Source organism: Parendozoicomonas callyspongiae (genome assembly GCF_023502345.1).
GTDB classification, from domain to species: domain Bacteria; phylum Pseudomonadota; class Gammaproteobacteria; order Pseudomonadales; family Endozoicomonadaceae; genus Sansalvadorimonas; species Sansalvadorimonas callyspongiae.
The window spans coordinates 112,583-129,826 of record NZ_JAMFLX010000013.1; the positions used below are offsets into that span (position 1 = coordinate 112,583).

The 17,244-nt window shown below is 51.9% G+C and carries 9 protein-coding genes; all 9 read left to right on the forward strand.

Annotation, left to right across the window (positions count from 1 at the left end; all coding sequences use genetic code 11):
* Positions 1 to 148: 148 nt before the first annotated feature.
* Positions 149 to 2,020 (forward strand): sigma-54 interaction domain-containing protein, encoded by a 1,872-nt coding sequence (locus M3P05_RS11170; protein ID WP_249699706.1) that lies wholly within the window; start codon positions 149 to 151, stop codon positions 2,018 to 2,020.
* Between the two features lie 484 nt (positions 2,021 to 2,504).
* Positions 2,505 to 5,654 carry a putative selenate reductase subunit YgfK gene (ygfK, locus tag M3P05_RS11175; protein ID WP_249699707.1) on the forward strand — a complete coding sequence of 1,050 codons (3,150 nt, stop codon included), beginning with the start codon at positions 2,505 to 2,507 and terminating at the stop codon, positions 5,652 to 5,654.
* 137 nt (positions 5,655 to 5,791) lie between these two features.
* Positions 5,792 to 7,117: a putative aminohydrolase SsnA gene (gene ssnA, locus M3P05_RS11180; protein WP_249699708.1), complete on the forward strand. Its 1,326-nt coding sequence runs from the start codon at positions 5,792 to 5,794 to the stop codon at positions 7,115 to 7,117.
* A gap of 453 nt (positions 7,118 to 7,570) precedes the next feature.
* Positions 7,571 to 8,368 carry an FAD binding domain-containing protein gene (locus M3P05_RS11185; protein WP_249699709.1) on the forward strand — a complete coding sequence of 266 codons (798 nt, stop codon included), beginning with the start codon at positions 7,571 to 7,573 and terminating at the stop codon, positions 8,366 to 8,368.
* An 11-nt stretch (positions 8,369 to 8,379) separates the two neighbouring features.
* Positions 8,380 to 11,271: a molybdopterin-dependent oxidoreductase Mo/Fe-S-binding subunit gene (locus tag M3P05_RS11190; protein WP_249699710.1), complete on the forward strand. Its 2,892-nt coding sequence runs from the start codon at positions 8,380 to 8,382 to the stop codon at positions 11,269 to 11,271.
* Positions 11,272 to 11,671: 400 nt separating this feature from the next.
* The gene (gene guaD / locus M3P05_RS11195) at positions 11,672 to 13,015 is read left to right on the forward strand and encodes a guanine deaminase (RefSeq protein ID WP_249699711.1); all 1,344 of its coding nucleotides are present in this window, start codon (positions 11,672 to 11,674) and stop codon (positions 13,013 to 13,015) included.
* A 238-nt stretch (positions 13,016 to 13,253) separates the two neighbouring features.
* A complete protein-coding gene (gene xdhA / locus M3P05_RS11200; protein WP_249699712.1) occupies positions 13,254 to 15,602 on the forward strand; it encodes a xanthine dehydrogenase subunit XdhA in 2,349 nt (782 codons plus the stop codon).
* Complete coding sequence (gene xdhB / locus M3P05_RS11205) at positions 15,589 to 16,467, forward strand: xanthine dehydrogenase subunit XdhB (protein ID WP_249699714.1); 879 nt, start codon at positions 15,589 to 15,591, stop codon at positions 16,465 to 16,467. Before xdhA ends, xdhB begins: the two co-directional genes overlap by 14 nt.
* Entirely contained in the window at positions 16,464 to 16,988 is a 525-nt protein-coding gene (locus M3P05_RS11210) for a (2Fe-2S)-binding protein (protein WP_249699715.1), read from the forward strand. Before xdhB ends, M3P05_RS11210 begins: the two co-directional genes overlap by 4 nt.
* The last annotated feature ends 256 nt before the right edge of the window (positions 16,989 to 17,244 follow it).

Sequence of the window (17,244 nt, forward strand, 5' to 3'; positions counted from 1 at the left end):
ATTATTTAAAAGTGGTAATTAGTTGTCATAGATCATAACTCTTGATGACCGACATTTTACATTAAAAGGGTACCCCACAGTCACTCTTCGAAGCTCCTTTCTATGGAGAAATCGTTTCGGATTGCAGGCTGTGTCCAGGAGCCTTTGATTGTCTGAAAAGTCTGCTAGTTCTGTTCTTCTTTCTGTCCAGTCGACCGTTATTCGTTGTGCACAAGTCCTCGCGAAGATCATGAAACTGGATGTCGAGATCATTGATGCTGCCATGAACCGAGTGGCTGTAACGGGTCTCTGCAATCATCTTCCCAATATCAGCGAGCGCAAGACAGCTGTCTTCTGCTCGGTACTTAAGACCCGTCAGGCAAGTCTGATCCGCAATGCCGGGTTCGATCCTTCCTGTCAAAAGTGCCCCTCTGCAGGAAGCACCTGCCATAAGACAGCGCAGCTGGCTTTACCGCTGATGGTCAAGGGGGAGTGTGTTGGTGTAGTGAATCTGGTCTGCTTTACTGAAGAACAGCGTCAGCACCTGCTGCAGAACTACCGGTCATTTAAGGATTACACTGAGAACACTGTCCAGCTTTACATTACCCGGACCCTGGAAGAAGGCAGCACCAGCAAGCCCCAGGTTATTTCCCCAAGCTCCATTCCCGATTTTCTGTCCCGCTTTGCTGATGATATGCAGCAGGGTGTTCTGCTGTTCAGCGATGCAGGTGAACTCGCTTACATCAATACTGCGGCCTGCAGGCAGCTTGAGCTGGCTGATGAGCGAATGCACAACGTTCGAATTACCGTTCGTCCCTTTGGTTTGAGCAATAGCACCGGCAGGGAAGAAATCCATTACGTACTGACGATTGATGGCCGTGAGCGGATTATGCCCGCTGTGCAGTCAGTTGTTGGCGATTACCGTGCCTTAATGCTGAACATGGCCTGCGAGTATCAGAGCAAGCCGATTGATGCGCCGGAATCTTCAGAAATCATTGGTAACTCTGCGCCAATTCAGCTGCTCAGAAAGCAGGTGCGTCGGGTCGCAGACAGTCCTTCCAGTGTGATGATCCGGGGGGAATCTGGTACCGGTAAAGAAGTTTTTGCCCGTGCAGTACACGCCGCCAGTCGTCGGGCGGATAAACTATTTATTGCGATCAACTGTGCAGCAATTCCTGAACAGCTTCTGGAAAGTGAACTGTTTGGTTATGTCAAAGGTGCGTTTACCGGAGCAAATAGTAAAGGCAGCGAAGGCCTGATTCGCCAGGCGGATGGTGGCACACTGTTCCTTGATGAAATTGGTGACATGACTCTGCATCTGCAGGCCAAGCTGCTGCGGGTGCTTGACCGTCGGGAAGTAACACCGGTTGGCTCTTCTGCCGTTATCCCGGTTGATGTGCGGATTATTTCTGCGACTCACCGGGATTTCGATAAGCTGATTGGCGATGGTGAGTTCCGGGAAGACCTTTTCTACCGTCTGAATGTTATCCCTCTTGAGCTTCCTCCCCTACGAAAACGTGAAGGGGATATCGATCTTCTGATCGAGTATTTCCTGGCCAGACACTCGAAAGCTCTGGCCCGCCATCGACCGGCTTTGCAGCCCGATACCATGGAATGTCTGCGAAGGTGGCGCTGGCCCGGTAATATCAGGGAGCTGGCCAATATGATTGAATACCTGGTCAATGTTGCAGATCCAACGCTGCCAGTCTCTCCCAATCTTCTGCCGAAAAAAATGCGGCTTGCGAAACAAGAAATCAGTTTTGAGATAGAAACAGAAAAAGAAACTGAATCGAAATCCATCTCAATACTTGATAAGCCCGTTCCTTTTGAAAATACCCGTTGTCTCAATATAGAGTCGATGGAAAAAGAATTAATTCAACAAGCGTTAACTAACTTCTCAACTTATCACGATTGTAAACAGCGAGCTGCACATGCCTTGGGTATTGGTATTGCAACGCTGTATCGCAAAATCAAAAAGTATGAACTGGAGGATTGTACTACTTGGCAGCAGATGAGAAATCGTTATCAATTATCAAAATAAACACCGGCGATTATCGTGCGTATATCAAATTGATACGGCTGTCTGGCTAATAGAAACCATTCTCAATTATTTGGGGTGAAAGTAATAGTAAGCAAATGAAAGCTGTATGAAAGGAAATTAAAAACCTCAGTTTTTTTTGCTTTAAGTCATAGGATTAATTGCTTGTGCAGGTGCTGCCCACAAAATAAAAGAAGTTGGCTCGTCCTGTGCAGTGTTGTGCGATAGATGCGGCTTATAGGTTGCGGGAAATGACAGTGCAGAACTGTCAGTAATGAAATAAGCGACTATCAGAAAACGCCTTGAATTGAGCTGTTGCCGGGAAGGAAACCAAGGCAGCAGTTGACAAAAAAACAGCTGCTACTGAACAGTAGCCCGATAAACCACAGGGCACGAAGGGTTTCATAAAGCTACCAGGATCGGCGCCGTGAGCCGGCCAGAGCAGAAACAACATTCATGCCTTGCCTGATGACAGGAGACGTAAGTCATGGCTGATATAATGCGCCCCATTCCCTTTGGTGAGATGCTGAAACGCATTACCGGGGAATACCGCAAGACTCAAACTCTGTTCGGCATTCCGGCTCGTCAGTTCTTCCGCAAGAGCAACAATAGCCAGATCAAAGTTTTCAACGAGAAGTGCACTACTCCCGTTGGTCCTGCTGCTGGTCCTCATACTCAGCTAGCCCAGAACATCATCACCTCCTGGTGGACCGGTGCGCGCTTCATCGAACTGAAAACAGTTCAGATCATGGATACGCTGGAAATCTCCAAGCCTTGTATCGATCCAGAAGATGAAGCTTACAACTGTGAGTGGTCCACCGAGTTCACTCTGCCCAAGGCTTACGACGAATATCTGAAAGCATGGCTGATCCTGCACGCCCTGGAAGAAGTCTTCGATCCACAGATGGGTGGCGAGAAGACCTTTGTCTTTAACATGAGTGTCGGTTATGACCTGAAAGGCATCAAAACCGAGCGCATGCAGACTTTCATCAACGACATGCTGGATTCCTCCAGGAATCCTGCTCTGGCTCAGTACCGTGAAGAACTGGCCGAGTGGCTGCAGAGCCCAGAATTCCTGACCACCTTCAACTGCGCAGATCGCAAAGAAGAGTTGTCTCAGGTTCCTGTCCGTGTTCCTGCCCAGATGTGCAGTGCGGTAACCCTGTCCACCATGCACGGCTGCCCTCCCGATGAGATCGAGAAAATCTGTGAGTACATGCTGACAGAGAAGAACATCGATACCTTCGTAAAACTGAACCCAACTCTGCTGGGCTTCCCACGTGTACGTGGCATCCTGGATGACCTGGGCTTCAGCAACATCCACCTGAAGGAAGAGTCCTTTACTCACGACCTGCAGATGGAAGACGCGCTGCCAATGCTGGAGCGTCTGATGAAGGTTGGTAAGGAGCATGGCCGCGGCTTCGGTGTCAAGCTCTCCAACACTCTGGGTACCGTGAACAAGAAGGGCAACCTGCCTGACGCAGAAATGTACATGTCCGGCCGTGCCCTGTACCCGCTGACCATCAACCTGGCTGCCACTCTGGCCCGTGTATTCCAGGGTCAGCTGCCAATGTCCTACTCCGGTGGTGCATGGAAAGGTAATATTGCCAAGATCTTCAATGCCGGTATCCGCCCAATCACCATGGCGACCGAACTGCTTAAGCCAGGTGGTTACCTGCGTCTGAAGGATTGCGCTGAAGAACTCGAGAAGTGCGAATCCTGGGGCATGACCAGCGTTGACGTGGAAGCTGTTGAAGCTCTGGCTGCTCACGCTATCAGCGGTGAAGATCCTTACACCCGCAGAGACTGGCACGAGACTCCCAAGCGCAAGTCCGGTGTTTCTCCTCTGACCGACTGCTTCATTGCTCCCTGTAAAGAAGCCTGCCCTGTTGGCCAGGACATTCCTGAGTACATCAAGCTGGTTGCCGAAGGCCGTTACCGTGACGCTCTGGCGCTGATCTACTCCAAGAACGCATTGCCTGCCATTACCGGTCATATCTGTGATCACCAGTGCCAGCACAGCTGCACCCGTCAGAACTATGAAGGTTCTGTCCAGATTCGCGATATCAAAAAGGTTGCCGTTGAGCAGGGCTGGGAAGCTTACCGCGCTGGCTGGAAGAAGCCTGAATTAACCAGTGACAAACGTGTAGCTGTTGTGGGTGCCGGTCCTGCCGGTCTGGCCTCCGCCCTGTTCCTGGCACGTGCTGGCTTCTCTGTGACTGTATTCGAGAAAGAGAAGAATGCTGGCGGTATCGTTAAGAACGTTATCCCTCAGTTCCGTCTGCCTGAAGGTGTTATCCAGCAGGATATCGACTTTGTTGCCGATCACGGTGTGCACTTCGAGTTCGGCTGCGCTCCAGACCTGACTGTCCACACTCTGAAGGCTGGCGGTTTCGCTTATGTGATCCTGGGTGTGGGTGCCGAGAAGGGCAACCCAATCAAGCTGGAAGGTGAAGGCGTTAAGGTTCTGAAGTCTCTGGATTTCCTCCGCCAATTTAATCAAAAAGAGAGTAATAACAAGCCTGAAACCCTGGAACTGGGTTCTCACGTTGCTGTTGTTGGTGGCGGTAACACTGCCATGGACAGCGCCCGTGCTGCCCTGAAGATGGAAGGCGTTGAGAAGGTTTCTGTCTTCTACCGTCGTACCCTGCACGAGATGCCTGCTGACCGCGAAGAATATGAAAACGCGGTTGAAGATGGTGCCGAGTTCCACTTCCTGACCAACCCTGAAGCGATGCGTCAAGGAGAAGGTGAAAAGGCTGAACTGGTCTGCCGCACCATGGTTCTGGGTGAGCCTGATGAGAAAGGTCGTCGCAAGCCTGTTGCTACCAGCGATAACACTATCCACAAGGTTGACACCCTGATATCCGCAATCGGTGAACAGGCTGACCGTGACCTGCTGTCTCATATGGGCGTGCCCATGGGTGAAGATGGCTGGCCTGCACTGGATGCAAGCGGTGAAACCGGTGTTGAAGGTGTGTTCCTGGCTGGTGACGTAGCGACTGGTCCTTCCAGCATCATCGGTGCTGTAGCCGGCGGTCGTCGTGCAGTAGATGCCATCATGGCCCGCGAAGGCATTAACCAGGATATCTTCATCGCTCCTGAGCTGAGCAGCGTTGACAAAATCTACGACAAGAAGGGTGTGATTCCTCTGAAGGTTGTAGAAGCTGGTGATTATCAGGAGCTGGCTGTTCGTGAAGCGTCCCGCTGCCTCGAATGTAACCATGTCTGCACCAAGTGTGCTGATGTCTGCCCCAACCGTGCCAACATCGCTGTTCCGGTTCCAGGCATGAAAGATGCTATGCAGATTCTGCACCTGGATGCTTACTGCAACGAATGTGGCAACTGTGCCTCCTTCTGCAGCTACGACAGCGCACCTTACAAGACCAAGCTGACCATCTTCAGCCTGCAGGAAGATTTCGACGACAGCACTAACTCTGGCTTCTTCGTACAGGAAGACCCCGAAGACAAAGGTAACAATGTACAGATGCGCTTCGGCGGCGAGATCTACAACCTGGACATCAACGCAGAAGGTGTTGTTGGTGGTGAGGTTCCTGAAGGTGCGGAAGAGATCTGCAAGGTTCTGTCCCACATCCATCGTGAATACCGTTACCTGCTGGGTCCTGTTCTGCCCTGATCGTTTGATGGTGGGGGCAGCTCTTTACTTTGTAGTGTTTTCATTACCTTGGTAATGAAAACACTCGCTCAGGGCTGCAATGTTCTCCTGCCTTTTTCACCGGTTAGAGACAAGAACGGATACTGAGGAAACAAGAAATGTTACTGATCAAAAACGCAACAGCTGTCGAGTTTGAACCAGCCAAGATCACCGAAGGTGTGGATATCCTGGTTGAAAACGACCTGATCAAGGAAGTCGGTGCCAACCTGTCCACTGAAGGTGTGACCAAGGTTATCGACGCAACCGGCAAACTGGTATTCCCGGGCCTGGTTTGTGGTCACCACCACTACTACTCCGGTCTGGCCCGTGGCGTGATGGCCAACATCGCTCCATGCCCTGATTTTGTGTCCACCCTGAAGAACCTGTGGTGGCGCATGGACCGTAGCTTCGACGAAGAAATCGCCTACTACAGCAGCACCATCTGCTCCCTGGAAGCGATCAAGTCCGGCTGTACTTCCGTTATCGATCACCACGCTTCCCCAAGCTATATCAAAGGTTCCCTGAAGACCCTGCGTGAAGGTTTCCTGAAGGCCAATCTGCGTGGTATGACCTGCTACGAAACCACTGACCGCAACGAAGGCATGAAAGAGATTGAAGCTGGTGTTCAGGAGAACATCGACTTCGCTAACTTTGTTGATGCCAGCAAGAAAGACGATCCTTCTTCCTACCTGGTTGAAGCCCACATCGGTGCTCACGCTCCATTCACCGTGCCTGATGATGGTCTGGGCATGCTGTCTGCCGCCTGCAAGGAAACCGGTCGTGGTCTGCACATTCACGTTGCAGAAGATATCTACGACTGCTCTCACAGCCGTCACCACTACGGTAAGGAACTGCTGGAGCGTCTGGACAGCTTCGGCCTGCTGAACAGCAAGGCGGTTGTTGGTCACGGTGCTGGCCTGCTGCAGTCTGATATTGACCTGCTGAATGAGCGTGATGGCTTCCTGCTGCACAACGCACGTTCCAACATGAATAACCATGTGAAGTACAACGCAAACCTGCCCAAATTCAAGAATGTAGCGCTGGGTACTGACGGTATCGGCGGTGATATGTTCGAAGAACTGAAGTTCGCTTACTTTAAACACAAAGATAACGGTGGTGAGCTCTGGCCAGACAGCTACCTGCGCTTCCTGTACAATGGTAATGAACTTTTGGCCCGGAACTTTGGTGCACAATTTGGTCGTCTTGAAGCTGGTTATAAAGCAGACATCGTCGTTTATGACTATGAGTCACCCACTCCTTTGGTGGCGGCCAACCTGCCAGGACACATGGCATTCGGCATGAGCAGCACCGGTGTTCGGACTGTGATTGTAAATGGTCAGGTGAGTTACGAAGACTACGCCTTCCCATTCGAGATTGAAGAAATCTACGCCAACGGCCGCAAAGCAGCGCAGCGTCTGTGGAAAAACATGGATGCGCTGGACTGATAAGCAAAGGCTCTCCCTTTAACGGGAGAGCCTTTTTTGCTTTGGGCAATTTCTTTTTTTACCGCCTCTATAAAAATGGCAGCGCAGGGAAAAAGATTTCGCGTTCAAGGCAGCTTTGAGTCTATTGAGTAAGGATTTTGTGTGAGTGCTGAGCAGGGTTGCACCACCTTTATCACCATGTGTTACGTGGTGTTTGTGATTCCTGGCGCTAGAAATATCAAAACAACCTCCAGCCCTTCGCAGAGTGGAGTTGACGCAAACATTTTTGAGGAGAAAGTTGGAGGTTATTGAGAGAGTGAGCATAACCGGAACAGATACAAAACATGTGTTGTTCCCGTTCTGCTTATTCCAGGTAAAGCCCCCGGCAGACGGGGCGAGCCGAGAATGCAATTCCGCCGAAGGAGCTGATCCTGCGGCATTCACTTTGATCGGGACCTGTCATAGGGGTGTCATATGATCAACAACTACTACAGACCAGAAACGCTGGCCGATGCGCTGGCACTGAAAAAGCAACACGGTGATGAAGCCGCATGGCTGGCCGGGGGCTCTCGCCTGAACAGAGGTTCTTTTGAGCATGCAGCCACCACTCTGATCAGCCTGGAAAAGCTGGGCCTGAAGGGTATCGAAGTAAAAGATGGCAGCCTTGAAATCGGTGCCATGGTTACCCTGCAGCAGCTGATCGAAAGTACTGAGACTTCCGAAGAACTGAAGGCTGTTTTCGCCCAGATCTTCAACCGCAATATCCGTAACCAGTCCACCCTGGGTGGAGAGATCGCCGCTGCCAACGGCCGCTGTGAAGTGATGCCTGGCCTGATCGCTGCCGGTGCCCACGTGGTTCTGGCTGATGACAGTGTGTTCTCCGTTGAAGAGTATCTGCAGGCGGAAGACAAGGCTCTGATCCTGAAGGTTGTGGTTCCTGCCAACCTGAAAGCCCTGAAGATTCGCAAGATCACAAACTCTGCTGCTGCGGAGCCCATTCTGGCCGCTGCAGTTGCCAGAAAAGCTGATGATACCTGGGGTATCGCATTGAGTGGTGTGGCTGAGAAGCCTGTACGCCTGCGAGATGCTGAAGCCCTTGTTGGTGAAAGTCAGCTTGCCGAAGGCAAGATTGAGCAGCTGCAGAAGGTTGTTTCTGATTCCATCAAGCCGGTTTCCGACTTCCGTGCCAGTGCTGAATATCGCAGCTCTGTCAGCGGAGTGGTTGTTGTACGCCTTGTTGATGAATGTGCCCCAATCAGTAAAAGCCAGTAGGGAGCTTCAAAATGTCTATCAGTTTTACTTTAAACGGGGCTCCCAGAACTGTTCAGGTTGAGCCTGGTAAAAATGTCCAGACCCTGCTGCGTGAGCTGGGTTTCAACTCTGTTCGTGACAGTGATGACGGCTGGGGCTTTGCCGGTTCCGACACCATCCTGCTGGACGGTGTTGCAGTTAACGCCACCATGCTGATCGTTGGTCAGCTGGAAGATCGTGAAGTTGTTACCGCTGAATCACTGAACGTCTATGGTCAACTGTCTGCTGTACAGTCTGCCCTGATCGACGCCGGTGCGGTACAGTCCGGTTATAACGATCCTGCTGTTGCCCTGGTTCTGACCGACCTGCTGCAGCGTAACCCTGCTGCTGATCGTGCAGAAGTGACTGACGCACTGTCTGGTATCTTCCTGCGTGAGAGCGCCTACGAACAGGTGTTCACCGCTGTTGAAATCGCCAAAGAGCGTATGGTTAACCCTGAGCATGTTGCTGACGTTAACCCAGAGTTCAACAAAGTTTTCGATCGCGATATGCGTTTCGTGGGTAAGGCTTCCCGCAAGGTTGACGCTACCCGTACCCTGAAAGCCGAAAAAGCTTTCGTAGAAGATTTCGTTCCTGCTGATGCCTGCCATCTGAAGATGCTGCGTAGCCCACATGCTCACGCTTACATCTCCAAACTGGACACCAGCAAGGCAGAAGCCATGCCAGGCGTGGTTGCTGTACTGTCTTACAAGAATGCTCCTGACGTTTATTACACGCCAGGTGGCCAGACTGCTCCTGAGCCTTCTCCACTGGATCGTCGCCTGTTCGGCCAGAAGATGCGTCACTTCGGTGACCGTGTTGCTGCCGTTGTGGCCGAGACTCCAGAGATCGCGGAAGCTGCCCTGAAGCTGATCGAAGTTGAGTTTGAAGTTCTGAAGCCGATTCTGGATGTTGACGAAGCAGCTGCCGAAGGCGCACCTATCGTTCACAAGGGCCTGATCAGCTACAGTGCTGGCGCTCCGGATGATCTGGATGAACAGAATGCTGATGTTGATCCACGCGATGGTCGCATCCACTTCAACTTCCCATTCGGTGGTGAGCCTCGTAAGAACATTGCCGCCAAGGGCCATGGTTCTATCGGTGATATTGATAAAGGCTTTGCAGAAGCTGATGTGATTCTGGAGCGCACCTATGAGTCCAAGCAGGCTCAGCAGTGTCCACCCGAGCCACACCTGTGCCTGACTTATATGGAAGGTGACCGTCTGGTTATTCGCGCTGCGACCCAGGTGCCATGGCACGTTCGTCGCCAGATTGCCAATATCATTGGTGTGAAGCAGAACAAGGTTCACGTCATCAAAGAGCGTTTAGGGGGAGGCTTCGGTTCCAAGCAGGATATCCTGGTTGAAGATGTCTGCTCATTTGCCACTCACCTGACAGGTCGTACGGTTTACTTCCGTCACACCCGTGAAGAAGAGTTTATTGCAACCTCTTCCCGTCACGTCGCCAAGATGGATATCAAACTGGGTGCCAGGAAGGACGGTACTATTACCGCTATTGAGGTGGACTACCGCTTCAACACCGGCCCTTACGGTAACCACGCTCTGACCGTACCAAGCAATGCGCCTGCACTGTCTCTGCCTCTGTACCGTTGTGAGAATGTAAAGTTCGAAATCACAACTTACTACTCCAACATCGTACCTACCGGCGCATACCAGGGTTACGGCGGCCCTAAGGGCAACTTCGCCATGCAGATGATCCTGGCGGAAATGGCGGCTGAGCTGGGCATCGATCATCTGGATATGATCCAGAAGAACCGTGTTCACGAAGGCGATGAGCTGACTCTGCTGGGCAAGGTTGGTGAAGGTAAGATGCCTTCCAAGATTCCTTCCGCTTCCAGCTGTGCTCTGGAAGGTATTCTGGATCGCGGTGCCGAGACTCTGGGCTGGGGCACTCCAAAAGCTGAAGATCCAACCAAGCCTCATATCAAGATCGGTCGTGGTGTTGCCACCATGAAGCAGAAGTCCGGTATCGCTGATATCGACCAGGCTAACGCAACTGTGAAGCTGACTTCCGACGGTACGCTGATCTGCCACTCCGGTGGTGCTGATCTGGGTGCTGGTCTGGATACTGTTGTTACCAAGCTGGTGGGTGAGGTTCTGCTGTCCGAGCTGAACGATATCCACGTTATCTCTGGTGATACCGACCACTGTCTGTTCGACAAGGGTGCTTACGCGTCCTCCGGTACCTGCTTCTCCGGTAATGCTGCCAAGCTGGCTGCTGAAGATCTGCGTGATCAGATTCTGAAGGTTGCTGCCGAGCGTCTGGGTGAGCCTGTTGAGCAGGTTGAACTGGTATTCCCTGCGACTGTTAAGGGCCAGACCGGCACTATCAGCTTTGCAGAGATTGCACACTTTGCAGAAAGTGGCACTGGCTGCGGCATGCTGCAGGGTAAAGGCTGCTTCACCACTCCAGAGTTTGCTTTCCCATACGGTGCAAACTTTGTTGAGGTGGCAGTGGATACCGAGACCGGTGAAGTTGAACTGCTGAAGTTTCACGCTCTGCTGGACTGCGGTACTCCTATCAACCCGGAACTGGCTTTAGGTCAGGTTTATGGTGCCAGCATCCGTGCAATTGGTCACTCTCTGTCGGAATGTATCAAGTACGACGAAGAAGGACGGGTTGTTAATGCCAACTTTGCAGATTATGGTACACCTTCCCTGGGAGACTTGCCGAAAGACTTCCGTGCCGAACTGGTTGCAAGTAATGACCAAATCGGCCCTTACGGTGGCAAGTCCGTATCTGAAATTGGCGTGAACGCAGCCGCACCGGCCATTGCCAGTGCGATCCATGACGCCTGTGGCGTGTGGATTCGTGAGTGGAACATTACGCCTGAGAAGGTGTTGCGTGCGCTGGGCCGGTTGTAAGCAAGTCGGCTAATCCGCTATGTGCATCTAGTTCAACCCACCCAGTGAACCGGGTGCACTTAATTAAGCAGACCTCGTTAAGAATGGAGACAGGGTGTATTCACAATTAAATATCGACTCAGTGGCTCTAAAAGTGGCCAGATGTTAGAAGGGCTTGTGAAAATCGTAGTTATTCTACATTGAACAAGTCCGACGCAGCAGATGGCCACTTTTAGAGCCACCCGCAGGGCGCTTCCGAGAGCTCCTGTGGACTGCGTCTCAGCACATTGAAAGGCAATAAATAAGCATTCCTGCAGCGCTGCTCCTTGCCACAGGAGCTCTCGAAAGCGCTGAGTTCGATATTTAATTGTGAATACACCCTGATAATTCCACGTACAAGGCTGCTTGGAGATTTAACTCTGTGGCTCAAGCTATGAACAACCTGAACAAAGCTTTTACCGGAGCTATTAAGGCAATTCGTGGTGAACTTCTGGATTTTAAGGGTGTTGTTTCTAATCCAGAGCTGCTTCCCGAGAATGTCCGTCATGTTGAAGATGGTCTTCTTCTTGTTGAGGAAGGTCGTATCAAGTGGCGCGGCAGCTGGGAAGAAGGCAAGAATCTTATTCCTGCCGATGCGCAGGTTTATGATTACCGTGGCAAGTTCATCATGCCCGGTTTTATTGATACTCATGTCCACTTCCCTCAGCTGGAAATCATCGGTTCCTACGGTGAACAGTTGCTGGAGTGGCTGAACACTTACACCTTCCCGACTGAACTGAAGTACTCCAGAAAGGAATATGCCCGCGAGATGGCAGGTATCTTCCTGAAGGAACTGCTGCGCAACGGCACCACCACTGCGCTGACCTTCTGTACTGTTCATCCCCAGTCTGCGGAAGCACTGTTTGAAGAAGCTGACCGTCTGAACATGCGTCTGATTGCCGGTAAGGTGATGATGGACCGCCATGCACCGGAAGGTCTGCTGGATACGCCGGAAACGGCCTACTCCGAATCCAAGGCTCTGATTGAGAAGTGGCACAACCACAACCGTCTGAGCTATGTGCTGCTACCTCGTTTTGCTCCGACATCTACGCCGGAACAGCTCGAGCAGATCATGCACCTGAAAGAAGAATATCCGGACTGCTACCTGCAGACTCACCTGGCTGAAAACCAGAATGAATGTGCCTGGGTGAAAGACCTGTTCCCGGAACAGCGCAGCTACCTGGATGTTTATCACCACTACAAGCTGACCGGCCGTCGCAGCACCTTTGCCCACTGCATCCACCTGGATGAAGAGGACTACCGCTGCATGGAAGAGACCGAATCCGGTATTGCCTTCTGTCCGACATCCAACATGTTCCTGGGCAGCGGTCTGTTCCCTCTGCGTCAGGCGCAGGCGAGCAATGTTCGCGTTGGTCTGGCGACTGATGTGGGTGCCGGAACCAGCTTCAGCATGCTGCAGACCCTGAACGAAGCGTACAAGGTGATGCAACTGCAGGGTGAAAAACTGCCTCCTTATGAAGGCTTCTATCTGGCGACTATGGGCAGTGCCCATTCCCTCGATCTTGATGATCGTCTGGGTAACTTCGATGAAGGCAAGGAAGCAGACTTTATTGTGCTTGACCCCGCTGCAACGTCATTGCAGCAACTGCGTCGCGATAACTCCCGGACGTTGGAAGAACAACTCTTTGTTCTGATGACGCTGGGTGATGACCGCAATATTTATCGCACCTGGGTGAACGGAACACCCGTTCACGAACGAAACTGACGATCAGCCGGGCTTTGCCGAGTTATCAGCGGGAAAGACCGGCTTTTCCGCCCTGTCCTGGTAATAAGTCCGAAGGATCGCACGGTTTATTTGATAGTGTTCTATCCGGTAAAGTGATTTATAAAAACTGTTAGATATGAATCAAGCAAGCCATATGTAACAGGTGGTAACTTAGTCAACAGAAGCCAAATAAAGAACACAAACGAATACGCCGTTGATTAGATAGGCCGGAGGGCTTATGGCCATTGGGGAATCAGTAAAGCGTGTTGATGCCGCTGCCAAAGTAACAGGGCGCACACGTTTTGCTTCCGATAACACCATGCCGGGTATGAGAGTTGCGCACTACCTGCGCAGTCCGATTGCACACGGTTATGTTAAGAGCATTGACACAAGTAAAGTGGAGGAGCTTATCGGTGTTGATGCAGTATTCACTTTTGAAGATGTACCTACGGTGCGTTTCGCCACGGCGGGACACGCCTACAATCTGGAAGCGGCAAAGCGGGATGTCGAAGATAGATTGCTGTTGACCCGTCACGTGCGTTATCACGGCGACGAAATAGCTGTTGTTGTTGCCGAGGATGACCTGATCGCGAAGCAGGCCCTCTCGCTGATCGAAGTTGAATACGAAGAGTATCCTCCCATTCTGACTCCTGAAGATGCCATGGCGGCTGATGCCATGGAACTCCATCCTGATACCCAGAACTCTGCACTGCCCAGCTCTTGTTTACCAAAGAATGTGATCGGCAGTCATGAATATTCCAATGGTGATGCCGCCGATGGTATCGCCAATGCGGATGTCAGCCTGGAAGGCACCTACCAGACTCAGTTCCAGCATCACTGCCACATGGAAACAGTGGTCAGCTGGGCCTACATGGACGATACCGATCATATTGTTATCGAGTCGTCTACCCAGATTCCCCATATCTGCCGACGCATAGTCGCCCAGGCACTGGAAATGCCGATCGGCCGTGTCCGGATTATCAAACCACCTATTGGTGGTGGTTTCGGCAACAAACAGGACGTACTGGTTGAACCCATGGTTGGCTTCCTGGCCAGCAAGCTGGGTGGTCTGCCGGTGCGCCTGGAACTGACACGTGAAGAGTGCATCTCCGGTACCCGCGTCCGTCACCCGTTTAAGGTGAAAGTTCGTGCCGGTGCAGATAGAGACGGTACTCTGAAAGGGTTGGAGATTGACGTAACATCTAATACTGGTGCTTACGCTTCCCACGGCCACTCTATTGCCTCTGCAGCGGGTTCCAAGATTGCACCGCTGTATCCAAGAACACCTATTCATTACAAGGCCCGCACTCACTACACCACACTGCCGGCAGCGGGTGCCATGCGTGCTTATGGAGCACCACAGGCAACCTTCGCTCTTGATGGCATGATGGAAGAACTGGCCCGTGAAATTGAGATGGACCCGGTTGATTTCCGTCTGAAGAACGGTGCCGTTGCCGGTGACCCTCATCCTATCTCCGGCAAGCCCATCGTTAGCGCCGGTGTTATTGAGTGTCTGAAAAAAGGCCGTGAAATTTTTAACTGGGATGAAAAGCGTAAAGAGTACGCTGAGCAGGATGGCCCGATCCGTCGTGGCGTCGGCGTTGCCTGTTTCTCCTACGGTAGTAACACCTGGCCGGTCGCCGTAGAAATCTCCGGCTGCCGTATGATCCTGAACCAGGATGGCTCTGTAAATGTACAGACAGGTGCCTGCGAAATCGGTCAGGGTTCCGACACTGTTATTACCCAGATTGCCGCTGAGTACCTTGGTATTCCAGAAGCCAAGGTCAAAGTGCTGCAGACTCTGGATACTGATTCCACACCTTATGATCCGGGTGCCTTTGCTTCACGCCAGACCTATGTGTTTGCTCACGCGGTGCGTCAGGCAGCCGAGCAGCTGCGTGAGAAGATTATTGCCCACGCATCCCTCATGACTGAAGTGCCTGAGGAAAAACTGGGGCTGGATGGTGATATTTGCGGCCCTGACGGTATGCGCCTGTCTCTGGAAGAGCTGGCTTATGATGCTTACTACAACAAGTTCCGTGGTGGGCAGCTGACTTCCGAGGTTTCCCATAAAGTACAGAGCAACGCCTATTCCTACGGCTGTACCTTTGTTGAGATCGAAGTGGATATCCCCATGTGCAAGGTTGAGATCAAGAATATTCTCAACGTTCACGACTCCGGTCGTATCCTCAATCCGCAGGCTGCAACCGGTCAGGTTCATGGTGGCGCGGCCATGGGTATCGCCTATGCCATGAGCGAAGAGCTGCTGTTTGATCCTGTCACCGGCAAGATCCGCAACAACAACCTGCTCGACTACAAGATGCCAACCTGCTCCGATGTGCCGGAAATCGACGCCGCTTATGTAGAGACTGATGAAACCACATCAGCCTGTGGACATAAGTCGATTGGTGAACCGCCCCTGATTACGCCGGCTCCCGCAATCCGTAATGCGATCTGGCACGCGACTGGCGTGAAGGTTGACCGCCTGCCGATGGGCCCGAAAGAGCTGTTCGTTCATTTCCGTGAAGCTGGGCTGTTGGGACTCTCTATGGAAAAAGTGGGGGCAAGAGATAATGTTTGCGATTGAGAAATACCATAAAGCAGCCACCGTTCAGGAAACTGTCGAGCTGCTGAGCCAGAACTCCGAAGCCCACCTGCTGGCTGGCGGTACTGATGTACTGGTTAAGCTGCGGGAAGGTCACGAGCAGTTTAAACAGCTGATTGATATTCATGATGTGCAGGAACTTCAGAGCATTGAAATGCTGGATGATGGCACTTTGTCTATCGGCGCAGGTGTCAGCTGCACCCGTTTGATTCGCTCCGAGATTGTTCAGGCCCATATTCCGGTACTGGCCCAGGCGGCCAATATGCTGGGTGGCCCACAGGTTCGGAATGCAGCCACACTCGGTGGCAATATCTGTAACGGTGCACCGAGTGCCGAGAATGCTTCTCCGCTGGTGGTGCTGGATGCCCAGGTTAATATTGTTGGTCCTAATGGCAGCCGTCTGGTTCCTATCACTGAGTTCTATCTGCGCCCTGGCAAGGTTGATCTTGAGCAGAATGAAATCGTGACAGATTTCCGGATTGCCAAAGAGAGCTACGAAAACACCGGCGGTGAGTTCTGCAAGTACGCCATGCGTAATGCCATGGATATTGCCACCATCGGCTGTTCAGTTATCTGTCGTATGGATGAAGACAGAATTGAAGATCTTCACATCGCCTATACCGTAGCAGCACCAGTGCCAACCCGCTGTCGTACAGCTGAAGAGATGTGCAAGGGACAGGTTCCCAGCAAAGCTCTGCTGAATGATCTGGCCAAAGTTGTTCATGAAGATCTAAAACCACGGGATTCCTGGCGTGCCAGTAAAGACTTTCGGGTACATGTGATCAGCACGCTTGCCGAACGCGTGACCGAAAAAGCCATTATTCGTGCAGGAGGAATCATCGCATGACTCAGCGCAGTCTTGAGCTAGAAAAAGCTAAGAACGAACTGCTGAAACCGATTTCCTTTAACCTGAATGGAAAGGATGTGGTTATTCTGGCCGATATCCGCCACTCACTGCTGGAAATCCTCCGTGACCACGGTATGACTGGTGCCAAGGAAGGATGTGGTGTAGGTGAGTGCGGTGCCTGCACCGTGCTGGTTGATGGCGTTCCTACCAACAGCTGCCTGACTATGGGTACCTGGATTGAAGGCAAGGCTGTGCGCACTATTGAAGGCGAGATGAAAGATGGCGAGCTGTCACCTGTTCAGCAGGCCTATGTGGATACCGGTGCGATCCAGTGCGGCTTCTGTACACCTGGGCTGGTGATGCGTACTACAGCCTTTGTTGAAGAGAATGAAGGTAAGTGCTGCAGCCGTGAAGAAATTCGCCATGAGCACTCTGGTAACCTGTGCCGCTGCACCGGTTATAAATCAATTGTGGATGCGATTGAGAAGAGTGTTGAGTATTACGATGCTGTTGGGGGCTAATCCTTTCTTTATGGCAGGTAGATCTTTTTGAGTTTCTACCTGTGAATAGATATCCCCGGAGCAAGCTCTTCTCGCTTCGCTCCAGGGAATTAATCTCGGGGAGAACTCTCACCGCATCTTCGTCGTGGATGGCGCAGCAAGCTGTGGAGAATTCAACCCAGAGAGATTAAATTGAGCCATATATCTTTCTACCAGAGCAAAGAACATAACAACAAGGTAACCGCCCCTAAAACCCACGGGCTACCATAATAACTTT